The sequence below is a fragment of the Bacillus sp. FSL R12-0074 genome, assembly GCF_038005725.1.
In the GTDB taxonomy this organism is placed as follows: domain Bacteria; phylum Bacillota; class Bacilli; order Bacillales; family Bacillaceae_G; genus Bacillus_A; species Bacillus_A mycoides.
On sequence record NZ_JBBOTR010000001.1, the window covers coordinates 4364388 to 4384043 of the forward strand.

General features: G+C 37.0%; 17 protein-coding genes and 1 other annotated feature (1 of these 18 cut by a window edge). Of the genes, 2 read left to right on the top strand and 15 right to left on the bottom strand.

Annotation, left to right across the window (positions count from 1 at the left end; translation table 11 throughout):
- Positions 1 to 89 (bottom strand) — a binding site (T-box leader) (it extends 143 nt beyond the left edge of the window).
- A 134-nt stretch (positions 90 to 223) separates the two neighbouring features.
- The 8 genes from ysxE to hemA form a co-directional block, all read right to left on the bottom strand.
- Complete coding sequence (gene ysxE, locus NSS97_RS22670; RefSeq protein ID WP_107887397.1) at positions 224 to 1249, bottom strand: spore coat protein YsxE; 1026 nt, start codon at positions 1247 to 1249, stop codon at positions 224 to 226.
- Positions 1250 to 1321: 72 nt separating this feature from the next.
- Positions 1322 to 2329 carry a stage VI sporulation protein D gene (gene spoVID, locus NSS97_RS22675; RefSeq protein WP_002015360.1) on the bottom strand — a complete coding sequence of 336 codons (1008 nt, stop codon included), beginning with the start codon at positions 2327 to 2329 and terminating at the stop codon, positions 1322 to 1324.
- A 79-nt stretch (positions 2330 to 2408) separates the two neighbouring features.
- Entirely contained in the window at positions 2409 to 3698 is a 1290-nt protein-coding gene (gene hemL, locus NSS97_RS22680; protein WP_107887396.1) for a glutamate-1-semialdehyde 2,1-aminomutase, read from the bottom strand.
- On the bottom strand, positions 3698 to 4687 hold the full coding sequence (gene hemB / locus NSS97_RS22685; RefSeq protein ID WP_341114082.1) for a porphobilinogen synthase: 990 nt from the start codon (positions 4685 to 4687) through the stop codon (positions 3698 to 3700). The genes hemL and hemB overlap by 1 nt, the downstream gene beginning before the upstream one ends.
- Before the next feature lie 20 nt (positions 4688 to 4707).
- Positions 4708 to 5460, bottom strand: coding sequence for a uroporphyrinogen-III synthase (hemD, locus tag NSS97_RS22690; RefSeq protein WP_002088828.1), 753 nt, complete (start codon positions 5458 to 5460; stop codon positions 4708 to 4710).
- A 2-nt stretch (positions 5461 to 5462) separates the two neighbouring features.
- Positions 5463 to 6392, bottom strand: a complete 930-nt coding sequence (gene hemC / locus NSS97_RS22695; RefSeq protein WP_002034194.1) for a hydroxymethylbilane synthase — start codon at positions 6390 to 6392, stop codon at positions 5463 to 5465.
- 15 nt (positions 6393 to 6407) lie between these two features.
- The gene (locus NSS97_RS22700) at positions 6408 to 7241 is read right to left on the bottom strand and encodes a cytochrome c biogenesis protein (protein WP_002015354.1); all 834 of its coding nucleotides are present in this window, start codon (positions 7239 to 7241) and stop codon (positions 6408 to 6410) included.
- 17 nt (positions 7242 to 7258) lie between these two features.
- A complete protein-coding gene (gene hemA, locus NSS97_RS22705; RefSeq protein WP_341114085.1) occupies positions 7259 to 8590 on the bottom strand; it encodes a glutamyl-tRNA reductase in 1332 nt (443 codons plus the stop codon).
- Positions 8591 to 9007: 417 nt separating this feature from the next.
- On the opposite strand from hemA, the gene NSS97_RS22710 reads away from it, so the two are divergent.
- Both NSS97_RS22710 and NSS97_RS22715 read left to right on the top strand, forming a co-directional pair.
- Positions 9008 to 9460, top strand: coding sequence for a MarR family winged helix-turn-helix transcriptional regulator (locus NSS97_RS22710; RefSeq protein ID WP_002034199.1), 453 nt, complete (start codon positions 9008 to 9010; stop codon positions 9458 to 9460).
- 2 nt (positions 9461 to 9462) lie between these two features.
- A complete protein-coding gene (locus NSS97_RS22715) occupies positions 9463 to 9879 on the top strand; it encodes an organic hydroperoxide resistance protein (protein ID WP_002015349.1) in 417 nt (138 codons plus the stop codon).
- 35 nt (positions 9880 to 9914) lie between these two features.
- On the opposite strand, the gene yihA is transcribed toward NSS97_RS22715, so the two are convergent.
- The 7 genes from yihA to NSS97_RS22750 form a co-directional block, all read right to left on the bottom strand.
- A complete protein-coding gene (gene yihA, locus NSS97_RS22720; RefSeq protein WP_002088829.1) occupies positions 9915 to 10511 on the bottom strand; it encodes a ribosome biogenesis GTP-binding protein YihA/YsxC in 597 nt (198 codons plus the stop codon).
- Positions 10508 to 12838 carry an endopeptidase La gene (gene lon, locus NSS97_RS22725; RefSeq protein ID WP_341114086.1) on the bottom strand — a complete coding sequence of 777 codons (2331 nt, stop codon included), beginning with the start codon at positions 12836 to 12838 and terminating at the stop codon, positions 10508 to 10510. The genes yihA and lon overlap by 4 nt, the downstream gene beginning before the upstream one ends.
- Positions 12839 to 13023: 185 nt before the next feature.
- Complete coding sequence (lonB, locus tag NSS97_RS22730) at positions 13024 to 14694, bottom strand: ATP-dependent protease LonB (RefSeq protein WP_002015346.1); 1671 nt, start codon at positions 14692 to 14694, stop codon at positions 13024 to 13026.
- 106 nt (positions 14695 to 14800) lie between these two features.
- Positions 14801 to 16060: an ATP-dependent protease ATP-binding subunit ClpX gene (gene clpX, locus NSS97_RS22735; RefSeq protein WP_000472285.1), complete on the bottom strand. Its 1260-nt coding sequence runs from the start codon at positions 16058 to 16060 to the stop codon at positions 14801 to 14803.
- 264 nt (positions 16061 to 16324) lie between these two features.
- Positions 16325 to 17602, bottom strand: a complete 1278-nt coding sequence (tig, locus tag NSS97_RS22740; protein WP_002015345.1) for a trigger factor — start codon at positions 17600 to 17602, stop codon at positions 16325 to 16327.
- A gap of 310 nt (positions 17603 to 17912) precedes the next feature.
- Positions 17913 to 18911: a hypothetical protein gene (locus NSS97_RS22745; RefSeq protein ID WP_044442379.1), complete on the bottom strand. Its 999-nt coding sequence runs from the start codon at positions 18909 to 18911 to the stop codon at positions 17913 to 17915.
- 198 nt (positions 18912 to 19109) lie between these two features.
- Entirely contained in the window at positions 19110 to 19358 is a 249-nt protein-coding gene (locus NSS97_RS22750; protein WP_001983650.1) for a hypothetical protein, read from the bottom strand.
- Positions 19359 to 19656: the final 298 nt, after the last annotated feature.

The following is a 19656-nucleotide window of genomic DNA, read 5'->3' on the forward strand; positions in this document are numbered from 1 at the left end:
CTAACATAACTATCTAGAGAACCTCCCAGCCAATGGTTCCCCTCTCTGAAGACGTTTCATGTTATACTCTTCCCCTTCAATGCATTTATGTGATTGTTAATTATTATATACAATAGTGTAAAAAACGAAACCTTATTCGTCAAGATAAATTTGAAACTACAGCTTTTATCTCTTTATGAAACTAATAAAAAAAGATAAGCAGGGTTCTCCCTACTTATCTTCTTTATCCGTTCCCTTGCTGGGCAGCTTGTAATTGCGAAAGGAGATATTCTGTATTACTAATGAGCCAATGCGATTGCTGCAGAATTTTTACCCCTCGAAGCTCATTTTCTTCATTACGACTCTTTCTTCTTTTCGTATACGACTGAATTTGCCGAATAAAATGCGACGGGTACGTCATATACGCAAACATAAGAAGCTGCTCCTCTTTCGTAAATGGAAAATTTTTTTGATACATTTGATACCATTCAAAGCGGTCGCTCCGCGCAATTGGATATGTGTTCAAAGACCTTGAATAAAAGCTGACGATATCCTGTACCGGTGTAGCAAACTGAGACTTTTCTAAACTAATAAAATAACCGTTTCGTTCATAATCAAATAAAAAGTGATTAAGCGATACATTTCCATGAACGAAAGTAGTACGTGTTTTTTCCTTTTCTTTCATTGCATCATGCCATTCACTTAATTGTTTCGTTGCGAACTCACGTGCTCTCATAACGTGGTGATAATACGTACAATATTGTAATTCAAATGGAGACATATACCACTTCGCTTCTGATTCTACAAGAAACTCTTCTAATATCTCACCATCATTTTCCCAACGATCGGATATATTTGTATAATGTTTTTCTAAATCTTCTTCTGTATAAGTCTCCTCTTTCACCGTTTTTTGATGCAACGTCCCGAGCGTTTGAAACATCTTATGGTATTGATCATTATCTTCGCCATTTCCTTCCGCACGTTCTAACCAAGGCATTAAATAATAGCTATACGCCCCATCACTTAAAACATAATTCCCGTCCGTCGTGTGATAGATAGGTACATAATTCGAAAAACCTTTCTCCTTCAAATATTGAATATGGTGTAAAAAATTATTCCGCTCTAATTTTCTATCTTGTATTTTCTTTAACGCATACGGACCTTGATTCGTATAAATTTTCATTACACTTCCGTGCTCTTCCATATGCTGAGTGTCCAATCTATATTGCCTCACAATGGGTTCATAGCGATTTCGTAATTCAATATCCATACGAATAACCCTTTCTTATTCAAAACATAGCTTCTAGGAAAAGAAAAGAGGTGAGTGAAAAAACTCACTCACTTATTTCACTGTTGCTTTTGAAACAGGAATATATATAATTTGCCCTGTAGTTAAATATATATCTTCTGATTGATTTACACGATATAAGCTTTGTACAGTCGTTTCATAACGTTCTGCAACCGATTCAATTGTATCTCCTTCTTGTACGAAGTACATTCTTAACTTCGTAAATTCTTCTTCTGGTTCTTTCGTAAATAATTTCGTTAAATAAAGTGCATTTTCATCTCGCTGTGAATATGCTTCTTCCTCTGGCTCTTCCTGCTTTTTCGCTTTTTCTTTCTTGAAATTTTTCCGCCCGAACAATTCAAATTGTGGCGTCTTTTCTTGCTCCTCTTCACGCTCCACAAGTTCATGTTCTTCTAATTCCTCTTCTTCTATTTCTTGCTCTTTTCTTTCTTCTAACTGAAACGGCTCAAATGCATAATCTTCCCATCCATCTGATTCTTTATAGGCTGGTACCTCTTCGTGCGGCGCAGGTCTACTTTCATCTTCTTCAGCTGAATCAGCTTCCAACTCGGCATACACCGTCTCTTCCTCTTCATCCTCGGTTCTTTCTTCGTCACATAAACCTGTAATAGATATATCCGCTAATAGTTGTAAGCAACCATTTTCCTTTAATTCATAATCAAATTCCTCGATTGATACATATAATTCTTCAATTACTTTCACTCGATTTCTTGGAATTGATATTTCGAGCGGAAAGGAATGGACAAGCTCATTAACCCCGTCTGCCCTTGTTTCTACATAATCAATTGCCTTTGCTGGTGATAGCTCTCTTAATGAATAAGCTGAATCATCTTGCCTTGCAACGTACTCTCCCGTTAAATCTAATTGCCCCCTCACGATAACTTCATGATCGAGCTCCTCTATCTCAACGTCTGGATCTAACGAAATTGACAAAAGTTCTTCGACTTCCTGTCCCTTCTGGAACCAAACAGATTCTTTTAATGAAAATCGTAATGAATGATCTGTTGCCACTTCTTTTCCCCCTCCCAAACTATATGTCATTACAGATTTATGTTCCCTAAGGCTACTTTATGAATAAAAAAAATCGCTCCCCTAATGGAAAGCGATTTTCTCTAAGAAATTATGCTTTTAATTTTGACATTGCAATTTTGGCCGCCGCAATTGTCGCCTCAATATCTTCATCACTATGTGCTGTCGATAAGAATAAACCTTCAAATTGAGAAGGTGGTAAAAATACACCTTGTTCTACCATTTCACGATAGTAAGCTGCAAAGAATTCTAAGTTTGAAGATTTTGCTGCATCATAATTAATAACTTGCTCATCTGTAAAGAAAATACCAATCATAGAACCTGCACGATTAATGTGATGCGGGATATTATGCTTTTCAGCTGCCTTACGTAGTCCAGCCTCTAACATTTCTGCTTTACGCTCAAATTCCACATATGATTCTGGCGTTAACTGCACTAACGTTTCATAACCTGCTGTCATTGCAAGTGGATTACCCGATAATGTTCCAGCTTGGTAAATCGGTCCGCTTGGTGCAACTTGACGCATAATCTCTGCCTTCCCACCGTATGCTCCTACCGGCAAGCCACCACCGATTACTTTACCTAAACAAGTTAAGTCAGGAGTTACACCGTAGTAACCTTGTCCACAATTATAAGCAACACGGAAACCTGTCATTACTTCATCAAAAATAAGTAGTGCACCGTTTTGCTCTGTCACTTCACGAAGTCCTTCTAAAAACCCTGGTTGCGGGGGAACAACCCCCATATTCCCTGCCACTGGTTCTACAATTATACAAGCGATGTCATCACCGAATTGTTCGAAAGCATATTTTACACTTTCTAAATCGTTATACGCTACGGTAATCGTATTTTTCGCTACACCTTCTGGTACACCAGGGCTATCTGGTAAACCTAGCGTTGCTACACCCGAACCTGCTTTAATCAATAAAGAATCACCATGACCGTGATAACAACCAATGAATTTCAAAATTTTGTTACGTCCAGTGTAACCACGAGCTAAACGTAGTGCACTCATTGTCGCCTCTGTTCCAGAGTTAACCATACGCACAATCTCAATTGATGGTACACGCTCGATAACAAGCTGCGCTAATTTATTTTCAATTTCTGTTGGTGCACCAAAGCTTGTTCCTTTTTCAGCAACAGCTTTTAAAGCCTCAACAACACGATCATTCGCATGACCATGAATTAAAGGTCCCCACGATAATACGTAATCGATGTATTCATTCCCATCGATATCATATACTTTAGAGCCTTTTCCGCGCTCCATAAACAGCGGATTCATACCAACAGACTTAAAAGCACGAACAGGGCTGTTTACGCCTCCAGGCATTAAATTTTGAGCCTCTTCAAACGCCGCAATCGACTTATCAAATTTTTTCATTATTTAGCGCCTCCTTCTTGTAACCATCTTGCTGCATCTTTTGCATGATACGTAATAATCAAGTCTGCTCCTGCGCGTTTCATGCTAATTAATTTCTCAAGTACAACTTCTTTTTCATTAATCCAACCATTTTGTGCTGCTGCTTTAATCATCGAATATTCACCACTTACGTTATAAGCAACGACTGGTAAGTTACAGTTATTTTTCACATCACGAACGATATCTAGATAAGAAAGAGCTGGCTTTACAATTAAGAAGTCGGCCCCTTCCATTACATCTGATTCTGCTTCACGGAATGCTTCCATACGGTTCGCTGGGTCCATTTGATATGTTTTACGGTCACCAAACTGCGGTGCACCATGTGCTGCATCACGGAACGGTCCGTAAAATGCTGATGAATATTTCACAGCGTACGACATAACTGGTACGTGCGCGAAACCATTTTCATCTAATGCATGGCGAATTGCTGTTACAAATCCGTCCATCATGTTAGATGGTGCAATAATGTCTGCCCCTGCTTTCGCTTGACTTACAGCTGTTTTTGCAAGAGCTGCAAGAGACTCATCATTTAAAATAACGCCATCTTCAATAACACCGCAATGACCATGGCTTGTGAATTGACATAAACATGTATCTGCAACTACTACTAGCTCTGGGAACTCATCTTTAATTTGCTTAATTGCACGCTGTACAATTCCATGCTCACAATATGCCGATGATCCAACTTCGTCCTTTTCAGCAGGTAAACCAAATACAATAACAGAACGAATACCTAAATCAACGACCTCTTGCATTTCAGCTTGCAATAAATCTAAAGACATTTGATATACGCCTGGCATAGAAGGAACTTCATTACGAGTATTTTCTCCTTCTAATACAAAAATAGGGTAAATAAAATCTTCTGTATGTAAAAATGTTTCACGTACAAGCGCACGCATGCCCCCGCTTTGTCTTAAACGACGATGACGATTAAATTGTAAAGAATTCATAGATTTCTATCCCCATTCTTTTATTTTATAGATTCACAAATGCATTGCAGTAATGCTTCTACAGTGTACTCTTTTGGCACAATAACATGTGGAAAATAGAGGTTCGCCTCTTTTTCCGTAATAGGCCCTATACAAGCAATTGTACATTTTTTCGTCCATTCTCTCCAGTTTGTACCCTCAAGTAAACGAACAAAACTATCAACAGTTGAAGGGCTCGTAAATGTAATAATGTCTACTTTCCCTACTTCTAACGCTACTATAAGCTCTTGCTTTTTCATTACATTTTCTTTCGTACCGTATACGATTAGCTCCTCTAGAGAAACACCCATTTCCCGGAGTTTAACTGGAATAACATCTCTTGCTAAATTCCCTTTCGGAAATAAAATACATTCGTTTCCACTTAGTTTTTTTACAAACTCTTCTGCAAATACTTCTGCAACAAATGCAGTGGGAACAAAATCTACTTGATAGCCTCGCTTTTCTAACTCTAACTTTGTTTTCACGCCTACTGCAGCAATTTTAATCGGTCCGGGGAGCTTCTTTCTCAAACTATCTAGAAAAAAAGCTACACCATTTTTACTCGTGAAAATAACCCAGTCATACGAATGTAGCTGCCCTGCTATATGTTGAATTTGCCTATGAGACGTACCTTCCATACGCAAAAGCGGAATTTCCAATGGAATTCCGCTCCTTTCTTTCACTGCTACACTCATTTGTTTCGCTTGGTGCTGGGCACGTGTAATCAATACTGTTTTGCCAGCCAGAGCGTTCATATTTATTGTTGCTCCTTATTTGCAGCAAGGATGAGCTCTTTTGCTCCTTGTTTAATTAAACGGTCCGCAGCCTCTAATCCAACTTGCTTCGGATCATTACCTACTACTATCTCTTTCAATAAAACAGAACCGTCCATAGAACCGACAAGCGCTGTTAATTCGATTGCATCATTTTCTTTAAGAGTTGCATATCCAGCGATTGGAACTTGGCATCCACCTTCAAGTTTATGAAGAAATACTCGTTCAGCAGCCACTGTTCTTTCTGTTACTGCATCATTAATATGTGCTAACAACTGAAGTAAATCCGTATCATCCTCACGACATTCAATCGCTAATGCACCTTGTCCTACGGCTGGTACACATAACGTTTCATCTAAATGTTCTGTAATAACTTCTCCGTCCCAGCCCATTCTCTGTAATCCAGCTGTCGCTAAAATAATTGCATCGTAATCTTCATCTTTTAACTTACGTAAGCGTGTATCGATATTCCCGCGAATCCATTTCACTTGTAAATCTGGTCTCGCAGCTAGTAGTTGTGCACTACGTCTCAAACTACTCGTTCCTAAGATCGCGCCTTCTGCTAAGTCTTTAAACGATTCTCCGTTTTTAGAAATAAAAGCATCACGAGGGTCAACGCGCTTTGGCGTACAACCAATCGTTAATCCATCTGGAAGTACAGCTGGCATATCTTTCATACTATGTACAGCCATATCAATTTCTTTCGTAAGTAACGCATGTTCAATTTCCTTTACAAATAAACCTTTTCCGCCTACTTTTGAAAGAGTAACATCTAAAATAACATCACCTTTTGTGACGATTTCTTTCACTTCAAATTCATATGGTAAACCAAGCGCTTTTAATTGATCAATAAACCAATTAGTTTGTGTTAATGCTAGTTTACTCTTTCGTGAACCTACAATAATTTTGCGCATAATTCTCTCTCCTCATTATAAATACCAAAAGTGGAAATTAGATAAACTGCTTAATAGAAAAATGTTAACTAGCATTACGAGAAATGCCCCGATATTCCACTGCACAATTTTCTTACCTTGCAACACATCTGCTGCTCGTAAATACAAGCCCACGCAATATACAAATAGAACGACAAAAGACCCAATTACTTTCGTATCATACCAATGGAAATTATCCAATTTTGTATATCCCCATATGCATCCTAATATAATTGCTAATAAGAAAAACGGAACAGAAAATAAATTTAATCCGTAAGACATAGATTCAAGCTTCGGCAAATTTCCTAATCTTCTTAATCTCGCATTCCACTTTTTCTTTTTTAATAGTCGGTATTGCAATAAATACATAATAGAAAAAATAAACGATACAGTAAACGTTGCATAAGAAATAATCGCCATACCGACATGCACGTATACAAGTTCTGAAACTAATTGCTCTGCAAGTACTGGCGACATCTTTCCGAGCGGTGTAAAAATAGAAAAAGCGCTTACGCCAAATGCTACAACATTTGTAAAAAAGACTAAAAAGTCAATACGCATAAATCGATTAATGACTAATGACATCGTAATCAATAACCAAACATAAAAATAAATCCCTGATAATAAAGTTAAAATAGGATTCGTTTCTGAATCTGTAGCCCTAAGCAACATAAAGATAGACTGCAGAACCCATACAATCGAAAGTAACCAAAAAGCAAAGCGGTTCGCCTTTCGGTTACTTTGGAAATAATCTATAAAATATAAACTAATGCTACAAGCATATAAAATAATTGCAATATGATAAATAATACTGTTATTTAAAAAACTCATCCGATCATCCTTCCAAGTTATAAAGATGGAACGGATGGTGTCCACGCTCTTTTATGTTCTACTTCTTCCGTATTTCCCGCTTCTTCCACTTCTAAATCAAAAATCTTCGCAAATAAAGCTAATTTTTCGCCAGCTCCCTCTTCAACAGCTAATTCTTTAGCTACTAAAATTGGGTCTTTTAACAATTGGTTAATAATACTTTTCGTATGTTTACTAATTACTTTTTTCTCACGATCACTAAGGTTTGGTATTTTTCGCTCAAGACTTTCCATCGTATCACTTTGAATTGCTAGCGCTTTATCACGAAGAGCTGATATTAACGGTACAACACCTAGCGTACTTAACCACGTTTTAAATAAAACCATTTCTTCTTCAATCATAAATTGAATTTTCTCTGCTTCTTTTAAACGTTCAGCACGGTTTGCTTCAACTACACCTTGCAGATCGTCGATATCATATAAGAAAGAGCCTTCTAATTCATCAATCGCCGGATCAATATCACGTGGTACTGCAATATCAACCATAAATAACGGACGACCAGAGCGCATTCTCTCTACTTTTGTCATCATTTCTTTCGTAATGACATATTCTGATGCACCTGTTGAACTAATTAAAATATCCGCTTCTAATAATGCACATTGCAATTCACTTAAAGGCTTTGCATGTCCCATATATTTCTCAGCCATCACTTCCGCTTTCATAAGCGTCCTATTCATAACCGTTACTTTACGAGCTCCACTTCCGTATAAGTTTTGCAGTGCAAGTTCACCCATCTTACCCGCACCAAGAATAAGTACATGACAATCTGTTAAATCGCCAAATATTTTCTTTCCGAGCTCAACAGCAGCATAACTAACAGACATCGCACTTTCACCAATCGTTGTTTCTGAGTGCGCACGTTTTGCTAACGTAACCACTTGCTTAAACAACTCATTAAAAATTGTACCTGTCGCTTTTACTTGTTGTGCTTCTAAAAAGCTATCTTTTATTTGACCTAAAATTTGCGTCTCTCCAACAACCATAGAATCCAAACCGCACGTTACGCGGAATAAATGATCTATTGCGCCATCTTGTTCAAAAATAGACAAGTATGGTGCGACTTCTTCTATTTCAAGCTGAAACCAATCAGCTAAAAACTTCTTAATGTAATACCGTCCCGTGTGTAATTGATCGACAACAGCGTAAATCTCAGTGCGATTACAAGTTGATACAATGACATTTTCTAGCACGCTCTTTTGGTTTTGTAATATAGTCATTGCTTGCTCTAGCTCTGCTGCCTGAAATGTGAGTTTCTCACGAAATTCTACAGGGGCTGTTCGATAATTTACACTAACAACAAGAATATGCACGCAGCATGTCCCCCTTCACCCGTTTTATCACTTTATCTACTATCATAATACAACTTTCCTCTTATGAATCTGACAATCGTGTGAACAACTGATTATTTTTTATTTATTCTCCATATGTAATAAAGGAGCTTCAGTAAGATTAATAAAGAACTTTCTACTTTATAATAATTATAAAATAATAACTCTATTTGTACGTTACCAAAAAAAGTCCTCATAATCAAGTGATGGAAACTATTCCATATTAATTATAACATCATCTTTTCTATCTTCTTTCATCATGAAGGAAAATATGTATGATTGTTCCAAAATATAGTACTCACTTTCTCGATGCAATGCATTTGACATTGTATTTCTTTTTCGATATATTGGTTTTACAAAATTAAATTGTGCGCAATTTAAAAATATAAGGAGTTGCCTATGAAAGAAAATCCTTTGCATCTAGATAACCAACTTTGTTTTTCTATTTACGCTTGTTCTAGAGAGGTTACCCGTTTTTACCGCCCCTATTTAGAAGAAATGGGCATTACGTATCCCCAGTACATTACTTTACTTGTACTCTGGGAACAAGACGGACTAACAGTAAAAGAAATTGGAGAACGTCTATTTTTAGATTCTGGTACTTTAACACCTATGTTAAAACGTATGGAATCATTAAAACTTGTACAACGTGTTCGTTCAAAAGAAGACGAGCGAAAAGTTTGTATTGAATTAACAAAACAAGGTAAAGATTTAAAAGAAATAGCTTGTTCATTACCAACAACGATGGCTACAAATTTAGGAATTACAGAGCAAGAATATCATTCTTTATTAATCCAATTAAACACATTAATTGAAACAATGAAAAAAATTAATGACAGAAAAGGGGAATAAACATGGATAAATTATATACTGCTTCAGTAACAGCAACAGGTGGAAGAAACGGTAAGGTAGTTTCAGATGATGGCATATTAAATCTTGATGTAAAAATGCCAAAAGCACTAGGTGGCGCAGGCGGAGAAGCAACAAATCCAGAACAATTATTTGCAGCTGGTTATGCAGCTTGCTTTGATAGTGCATTACAACTTGTAATTCGTACAAAACGTATGAAGGTGGAAAGTACAGAAGTGACTGCACACGTTTCTATCGGTAAAGATACAGATGGTGGTTTCGGACTATCTGCTGTACTTGACGTACATGTTGCTGGTGTTTCTCATGCCGAAGCACAAGAACTTGTAGAAGCCGCTCACGGTGTATGTCCTTACTCTAAAGCAACAAGAGGAAATATTGAAGTTACATTAAACGTACGCTAAAAGTTTAGTAAATAAAAAAAAACGCGCGACATTCGTCACGCGTTTTTTGTTTTTGTCATTTTATGAATTGCTTTCCATGCTTCTTCTTTTCCAAGTCCTGTTTCAGAAGAGAATAGAACGATTTCATCGCCAATTTCAACAGCAAGCGTTTCTTTTACAACTTTTAAATGCTTTTGCCATTTCCCTTTCGGAATTTTATCGGCTTTCGTTGCAATAATAATTGTTGGGATTTCATAATGCTTTAAGAAATCATACATCATAATGTCATCTTTTGTTGGTTGGTGACGTAAATCAACTACTAATACAGCTGCGTCTAATTGCGTACGTGTTGTAAAGTAAGTTTCAATCATTCTGCCCCATGCCGCGCGCTCTGTTTTAGATACTTTCGCATATCCATAACCTGGAACGTCAACAAAATGCATCATTTCATTGATTAAGAAAAAGTTCAGCGTTTGCGTTTTTCCTGGTTTAGAAGAAATACGTACTAACTTTTTACGATTTAAAATTTTATTAATAAAGGAAGACTTCCCGACATTAGAACGACCTGCTAAGGCAATTTCTGGTAAATCACTGTCTGGATATTGTTCCGGTTTAACGGCACTAATTACAATATCTGCTTTTGTTACTTTCATTGTTTCACTCCTACTAATGCGTGCTCCAATACTTCGTCTAAATGAGATGCAAGCACAAACGTAAGGCTTTCTTTTACGCTCTCTGGAATATCATCTAAATCTTTCTCATTTTCCGCCGGTAAAATAATTTTTGTTAATCCCGCGCGGTGAGCACTTAATGTTTTTTCTTTCAAACCACCAATCGGTAATACACGACCACGAAGTGTAATTTCACCTGTCATACCAACTTCTTTACTTACAGGAATACCCGTTAGTGCAGAAATAAGTGCCGTTGCCATCGTAATACCTGCTGATGGTCCATCTTTTGGAACTGCTCCTTCTGGAACATGAATATGAATATCGTTTTTCTCATGGAAATCCGGATCAATATGAAGTTCTTCTGCACGAGAACGAATATAGCTAAACGCGGCTTGTGCGGATTCTTTCATAACATCCCCAAGTTTCCCTGTTAAAATTAATTTCCCTTTTCCTGGCGCTACAGACACTTCAATTGCGAGTGTATCGCCGCCCGCTGCTGTGTAAGCTAAGCCTGTTGCCATACCAACTTGGTCTGTTTTTTCAGCTTGACCATAACGGAATATATGCTTACCAAGTAAATCAACAATATTTTTCTCTGTTACAACAATGCGCTTGCGTTCTGCTGTAACGATAATTTTTGCTGCTTTACGGCAAACTTTTGCAATTTGACGCTCTAACGTACGAACACCAGCCTCGCGTGTATAATAACGAATAATTTCAAGAAGCGCTTCATCACGTACTTGCAAATTACCTTTTCGCAAACCGTGCTCTTTTAATTGTTTCGGCAATAAATGCTCACGAGCAATGTGCACCTTTTCAAGTTCTGTATAACCAGCAATCGAAATGATTTCCATACGGTCAAGCAATGGGCCCGGAACACTTGCAAGTGTATTAGCAGTTGCAACGAACATAACTTTCGATAAATCATATGGCTCTTCAATGTAATGATCACTGAAGTTATGGTTTTGTTCTGGATCTAACACTTCAAGTAACGCCGCTGATGGGTCTCCCCTGAAATCGTTAGACATTTTATCAATCTCATCTAATAAGAAGACTGGATTAACTGTTTTCGCCTTTTTCATACCTTGAATAATACGTCCTGGCATCGCTCCTACATATGTACGACGGTGACCACGAATTTCAGATTCATCACGCACACCACCAAGAGAAACACGTACAAAATTACGGTTTAACGATGTTGCGATAGAACGAGCTAACGAAGTTTTCCCAACCCCAGGAGGTCCTACTAGACAAAGAATTGGCCCTTTTAATGAATTCGTTAACTTCTGTACAGCTAAATATTCAAGTACTCGCTCTTTCACTTTTTCAAGACCGTAATGATCTTTATTTAAAATTTCTTCCGAATGAGTGAGGTCAATCATATCCTCTGTTGCTGTTGTCCATGGGAGAGCTAATAACCAATCAATATAATTATGAATGACACCACTCTCAGCAGAACTTACAGGTAATTTTTCATAACGATCTAATTCTTTCAGTGCAGCCTTCATTGTTTCTTCAGGCATTCCCGACTGTTCAATTTTCTCACGAAGTTCTTCAACTTCCCCGCCCTTGCCTTCTTTATCACCAAGTTCAGTTTGAATTGCCTTCATTTGCTCACGTAAGAAATATTCTTTTTGCGTGCGCTCCATTGAACGTTTCACTTTTTGTCCAATTTTCTTTTCTAGGCTAAGTAACTCTTGTTCATCTTGAATAATTGAAATAAGTGTATGTAGTCGTTCTTTCACAGATACAATCTCTAAAATCTCTTGTTTCTGCTTCGTTTTAATCGGTAAGTGAGAAGCAATTAAATCAGCTAGTCTTCCCGGTTCTTCTACATCAGCTACCGTTGCAAATGTTTCATTTGAAACTTTTTTCGAAACTTTAATATATTGTTCGAAATGCTCCAGTAACGTACGCATAAGAGCCTTCTCTTCTAAATCATCTTCTACTTCTTCCGTTACCGTTTTAATAGAAACTTGCACTATATTTTCTTCTTCGATAAACTCAACTACTTCTGCTCTATGTAAACCTTCTACAAGGACACGAAGCGTACCGTTCGGCAATTTTAACATTTGCTTCACTTTCGCCACTGTACCTACACTATATATGTCATCTTCTTTCGGATCGTCGATATTCATTTCTTTTTGCATTGCTAAAAAGATGATATTTTCATCCATTGCCGCCTGCTCTAGTGCTTGTATCGATTTATCACGTCCTACATCAAGATGCAGAACCATCGTTGGATATACGAGAATGCCTCTTAATGGTAGGAGGGGCACAATTCTTTCATTCGTATTCATACTAGACATAGCACCTCCATAATAAATTAAACTCCTGTTCAACTATTTTATATTACAATACATCTAGATGCAATTGCAGAGATTCTTCGCAATTGTTAATCCCCTGTTTTTTTGTGCCTCACGAAAAGAAAAAAGACTCCGCTTAAGCATACAAACTTAAACGAAGTCTGGCAAATTTTTATTATTGTATATTCTCACATTGATTGTGCATCTGTTTCGCCCAAATCATTATGTGCATCAAGCTCACGATGCACATTTTCCTGCATAAATGTTAATTCAAATACTTCTTTTAATTTGCGAACAGGAATGATCTCAATTCCCTTTATTGTATACAAAAATGGTTGCATGTTTTCAGCCGGAATGATGACTTTCTTAGCTCCCGCTTTTTTCGCAGCTTTTATTTTTGCGTACACACCACCAATAGGCTTCACTTCTCCGTGGATACTTATCTCACCTGTCATCGCTACTTCATTATTCACATACGTACGATGCACTGCTGAATAGACACCTGTTGCCATAGCAATACCTGCTGAAGGACCATCAATCGGGATACCACCAGGAAAATTAATATGTATATCATACCCTTCTGGCAACACATCTAGAGAACGAAGTACTGTTAACACATTATCAACAGAACCTTTCGCCATACTTTTACGGCGGATTGATTTCGTTTGATTTCCAATACTTTCCTCTTCTACAATTCCAGTGACATTTACTGATCCTTTATCTTTCGCAGGAATAGCTGTTACCTCAATTTCTAATAACGCACCTGTATTCGGCCCATATACAGCAAGCCCGTTCACAAGACCGATTCTCGGAATTGGATAAATACGTTTTTCGTACTTTGGTGTAAGCTGACTAGAATGAACAACCCACTCAATATCTTCATCTTTAATGAAAGGTCGTTCTTCATTTATCGCCATACCAGCAGAAATTTGCACGAGATTAATTGCTTCTCGCCCATTTCTTGCATACATTCCAATCATTTCGATACCGTTCTCACCTACTTGCATCTCCACTTTGTCAGCTGCATTTTTCGCTACTTTTTGAATTTCTTCTGTATCTAACTCACGGAAGAACACTTCTAAACAACGCGACCTAATTGCTGGAGGAATTTCCTCTGGTGAACGTGTTGTTGCACCAACTAAGCGAAAATCTGCAGGTAAACCTTTTTGAAAAATATCATGTATATACGTTGGAATCATCGAATTTTCTTCACTATAATACGCACTTTCCAAAAACACTTTCCGATCTTCTAACACTTTTAGCATTTTATTCATTTGAATTGGATGTAATTCACCAATCTCATCAATGAACAAAATACCACCATGCGCATCTGTTACAGCCCCTTTTTTCGGTTGCGGGATACCCGCTTGTCCCATTGCACCTGCTCCTTGATAAATAGGATCATGCACTGAACCAATTAATGGATCCGCAATACCACGCTCATCAAACCTAGCTGTCGTCGCATCAAGTTCGATAAATGTTGCATTTGTACGAAATGGAGATTTCGGATTTCGTTTCGCTTCTTCTAATACAAGGCGTGCTGCCGCTGTCTTTCCGACACCTGGCGGACCGTATATGATCACATGTTGCGGATTAGGACCACAAAGAGCCGCTTTTAACGACTTAATCCCGTCTTCTTGCCCTACAATGTCTATAAAGGATGTAGGACGTACCTTTTCCGCAAGCGGCTCTGTTAAAGAAACCTCACGCATTTTACGAAGCTGCTCTAATTCTTTTTTCGATTCTCGATCAATTGAAACTTTTTGTGTTCGCTGATTTCGAAGTAAATGCCAAAAATACAATCCGACAATTACGCCAAAAACAAGTTGAACAAGTAAAAATATATTTGTCCAGCTCATAATTCATTTCCTCCCGCTATGTTTTACCTTTTAGTATTTCCTGGGAGGAATAGTGCTAAACATAAAGAAAAACAGCAATTATAAAAATTGCTGTTTCTTCTTCGCATTATGCAGATGTTTTTGTATCAAGTACAGTACCGTCTTGTAACACCAATTTCGGCGGTTCATTATCAGCTACTGTTTCTTTCGTAAGAATACACTTCTCGATATCTTTGCGAGATGGAAGTTCGAACATTACATCAAGCATCAAGCCTTCAATAATAGAACGAAGTCCACGAGCACCTGTTTTACGTTCAATTGCTTTTTTCGCAATCTCAACTAGTGCACCTTCTTCAAACTCTAACTCAACATCGTCAAGCTCCAATAATTTTTGGAATTGCTTAACAAGTGCATTTTTCGGTTTAGTTAAAATATCTACAAGAGCATCTTCATCAAGCGGCTCTAGGTTCGCAATAACTGGAAGACGACCGATAAACTCCGGAATTAAACCGAATCTTAAAAGATCCTCTGGTAAAACGTGAGATAAAACATGCTTCTCATTTACATCAGCATTTTTCTTCTCAGCACCAAATCCAATTACTTTCTCACCAAGGCGACGTTTAATAATAGGCTCGATGCCATCAAACGCTCCACCACAAATGAATAGGATGTTCGTTGTATCAATTTGAATAAACTCTTGATGCGGGTGCTTACGACCACCTTGAGGTGGAACGCTCGCTACAGTACCTTCTAAAATTTTCAGAAGTGCCTGCTGTACACCTTCACCAGATACATCACGTGTAATTGATGGATTTTCGGACTTACGTGCCACTTTATCAATCTCATCAATATAAATAATTCCTTTTTCCGCTTTTTCTACATCGTAATCAGCCGCTTGAATTAGTTTTAGTAAGATGTTTTCTACATCTTCCCCAACGTATCCAGCTTCTGTTAAAGATGTTGCGTCCGCGATTGCAAATGGAACATTTAAAATACGCGCTAATGTTTGTGCCAATAATGTTTTACCACTACCAGTTGGCCCAATAAGTGAAATATTACTCTTCGCTAATTCTACATCATCAATTTTGCTGTTAGAATTAATGCGTTTGTAATGGTTATATACCGCTACCGCTAGTGCTTTTTTCGCGTTATCTTGTCCGATGACATACTCATCTAAGATTTCACGAATTTCTACCGGTTTCGGTACATCTTTGAATTCTACTTCTTCGTCCTTCGCAAGCTCCTCTTGTACAATTTCAGTACAAAGCTCGATACACTCGTCACAAATGTAAACACCTGGACCTGCAACTAACTTTCGAACTTGCGTTTGTGTTTTACCACAGAAAGAACATTTTAATTGACCTTTTTCATCATTAAATTTAAACATATTTTCACACCCCTTACAAAGTGCTAACCTCTTGCCTTCGTATGTACACGATAAATGTATCGTATGTAAATACATATTATGTCACTACGTAGCGAGAAATACAAATAATATGACTAGTTATGTACAAATAAAAAAATTTTAAAACTTTTGAAATATGTATATTCGACTTACAAAGGCACTTTTCCTTCTTCATCGAAAAGTTTTATAAATATATTTCTATATTTATAAAACAAGGCACGATTAAAATCGCGCCTTGTTATTTTATTATGCAGCGTTGTCTACTAAGAAGTCTACAGCTTTACGCACTTTAAGATCTTCAGATAAAGCGTCTACACTTCCAAGAGCTTGCTTGATAGCGTCTACTGGCATACCGTACATTTCAGCCATTTTTTCAACTTCTGCAGTTACTTCTTCTTCAGTAACTTCGATGTTTTCAGCTTCAATGATAGCTTCAAGAACAAGATTGATTCTTACACGTTTTTGTGCATCCTCTTTCATTTGCTCTTTTAATTTGTCAGCGTCAGTACCTGTGAATTGGTAGTAAAGCTCAAGGTTCATACCTTGTTGGCTTAAACGTTGCTCGAATTCACGAACCATACGATCTAACTCAGTGTCGATCATAGCTTCTGGAATGTCGATTTCAGCGTTAGCAGCAGCTAATTCTACTACTTCGTCACGTACTTTGTGCTCAGCTTCGTGCTTTTTGCCTTCTTCTAAGTTTGTACGAAGTTTTGTTTTTAATTCATCAAGAGTTGCAACTTCTTCGTCAGCATCTTTAGCGAACTCGTCGTTTAACTCAGGAAGTTCTTTTGTTTTGATTTCGTGAATTGTTACTTTGAATGTTGCTGGTTTACCAGCTAATTCAGCAGCATGGTACTCTTCTGGGAATGATACTTCAACTTCTTTAGAATCACCAGATTTAAGACCAATTACTTGCTCTTCGAAACCTGGGATGAAAGTACCAGAACCGATTGCAAGAGAATAGTTTTCGCCTTTGCCGCCTTCAAATGCTTCGCCATCAACGAAACCTTCGAAGTCGATTACAGCTGTATCACCATCTGCAGCAGTTCCGTCTTCTTTAACAACTAGTTCAGCTTGACGCTCTTGTAAAGCTTTTACTTCGTTCTCTACATCCTCGTCAGTTACAGTTGTTTCAACTTTTTCTACTGCTAAACCTTTGTAATCACCTAATTTAACTTCAGGTTTTACAGTAACTTTTGCAGTGAAAATTAAGTTTTGGCCTTTTTCGAATTTCTCGATGTCAATCTCAGGATGAGCAACTGGGAAGATACCAGCTTCATCGATTGCTTCACCGTATGCTTTTGGTAAGATGATATCTAAAGCATCTTGGTATAAAGATTCAATACCAAAGCGTTGTTCGAATAATGGACGAGGCATTTTTCCTTTACGGAAACCTGGTACATTAATTGTTTTTACTACTTTTTTGAATGCAGCGTCGATAGAGTTATTTACTTCTTTAGCATCAACTTCGATTGTTAAAACGCCAACGTTACCTTCTAATTTTTCCCATTTTGTAGACATTTATTCTTTCCCTCCAACTATAATAATGTATGCACATACCTCTATAGATCAAAATTTTTATTATCTCTTTCTTGAAATAACAAATGTACAAATAACCCTCTAGCAAAAAGCTTTCAGATACAATGTTCCAATCTACTAATTGTCTAGAAGACAACTACGGTATACTTTGTTCGAGACTAATATGAAACATATTAAGTAAGAGAATTATACTCCTCTTCTCTTACAAACAGGCAGATTTCTGCCTTTTGCAACCCTTACATTATAACATAGAATGTGCTCGTTTCAATAACTGAACGATTCTTTTTCATAATTATACGGGCAAATACCCTTCTCTTTCAATGCGCAGTAACCATTGATAGGCAATATGAAATTCCTCAAACTCAATATTGTATGCTGTCATAAGTTCTTCTTCATCAATAGCCAATCCGAAACGCTTTCTTCCAATTCTCTCTAAGACAGCAGCCCAAATTTCTACTTTATCCATTAATAGAGGGAACGGAAAAATGCTAATTTGTAATTCTTTCCAGTATGTAACCATCGTACTAAATATATCTGGATAACTTTGCTCTAATCGGTTTGAGAATTTATGTATAATTTTATCGGATTGCTCCTCATTATGACCTGTAAATGCTGGAATCACCTTTATCGTATTTCCAAACTTCTCTACTTCTATTTCTTCTTCTATTTGATTTTCTACCATTTTATACAAAATAGAAGTTTTTAAATAAGGGTGCTGATCTTCGTCTATTAAAAATTTCTTTAAAGTAGGAAGTGCGAGATCCAGGTCTTTTAACGAAAGTTTCTGGATCACTCTTAGCTTTTGACCAAAGTTTTCTCCAAAAAGCCCATCGGTAAATTCTTCTAATTCAAAATTCGAATCCACTAGCGGTGTATCTTCTTCATTCAGCATCCCTTGCGCAAACAAAGCAAGCTGCGCCAATTTTTCCTTTTGCTCAGGAATTATATCTTTCGTTTGCAAAACTTCCTCAACAGTTTCAATGACACCTTCATAATCATTTGTTTGAACTAAAATAGTTACATACGTTTCAAGAATATCACCAAATAATACAGCTCCTGTTTCAAGCAACTGCTCACATTTTTCTTTCGCTTCTTCCATACGTTTTAATTCTAGCAAACAAATAACGGAAGCTAATTCTGTTTGTTCCGTTTCTGCATTATACTGACGTAATATTTCAAAGCAGCGCAATGCATCTTCGAATTCCCGCTCTTTCAACGCTAAAAAACCTTTATCAATATAGCGTTCTGATAGTTGCGGAAACAATACGACCGTATTTTCTTTTTTATCCATACGTCCGCCTCTTTTTCTAGATTTTAATGATCTTCAAAGTAAATATATCAAATGCGTAATGAGAACACAACATTCCAAAATTATTTATTTGAAATATAGGAATATTCTATTTTCATAACGAAAAAGCAACAAACTTCTAAATGAAATTCATTTTTCACAAACAAAAACCCTCAGCAACAGACGGCAGAGGGTTCATCATTAATGGAAAGCTTTTATAATTGTGGGGTATATAACAAGGGTAATAATTTGGAGAACAATAATTGCCATAACAATCATGCTAAAATAGAAGATTGGTTTACTTCGCTTCATTAAAAACATAATAATAAGCATCGTACAAGCAAACAAACTTAAAAAGAACAAACTCGTTGTCGAACTAAGTATACCACTCGGGACAAAGAACAATAAAACTACACTACAAGTACCTATAATTCCAAATAACCATTCCATTCATTCACTCATTCCCTTTCCCTCTCATGGCAGTTTTTTCTACGCTACTAAATGTTTTACAACATCAATTACATATGTTAACTTTTCATACGCCACAAACCCAAAAGCTACTGTTAAACCCGTTACGATTAATCCTTTCATCATCTCTTCCTCCTCATTTATCGTTGTTATCTTCATTATATAAGATTATTAATTTGTTACCATCGAACTTCCTTACACTTACCTTACAGAGTTGTAAGATTTCAAAAATAAGTTTAAAATCATGTTAATATATTTTTGTACAATTAAGAATTTAATT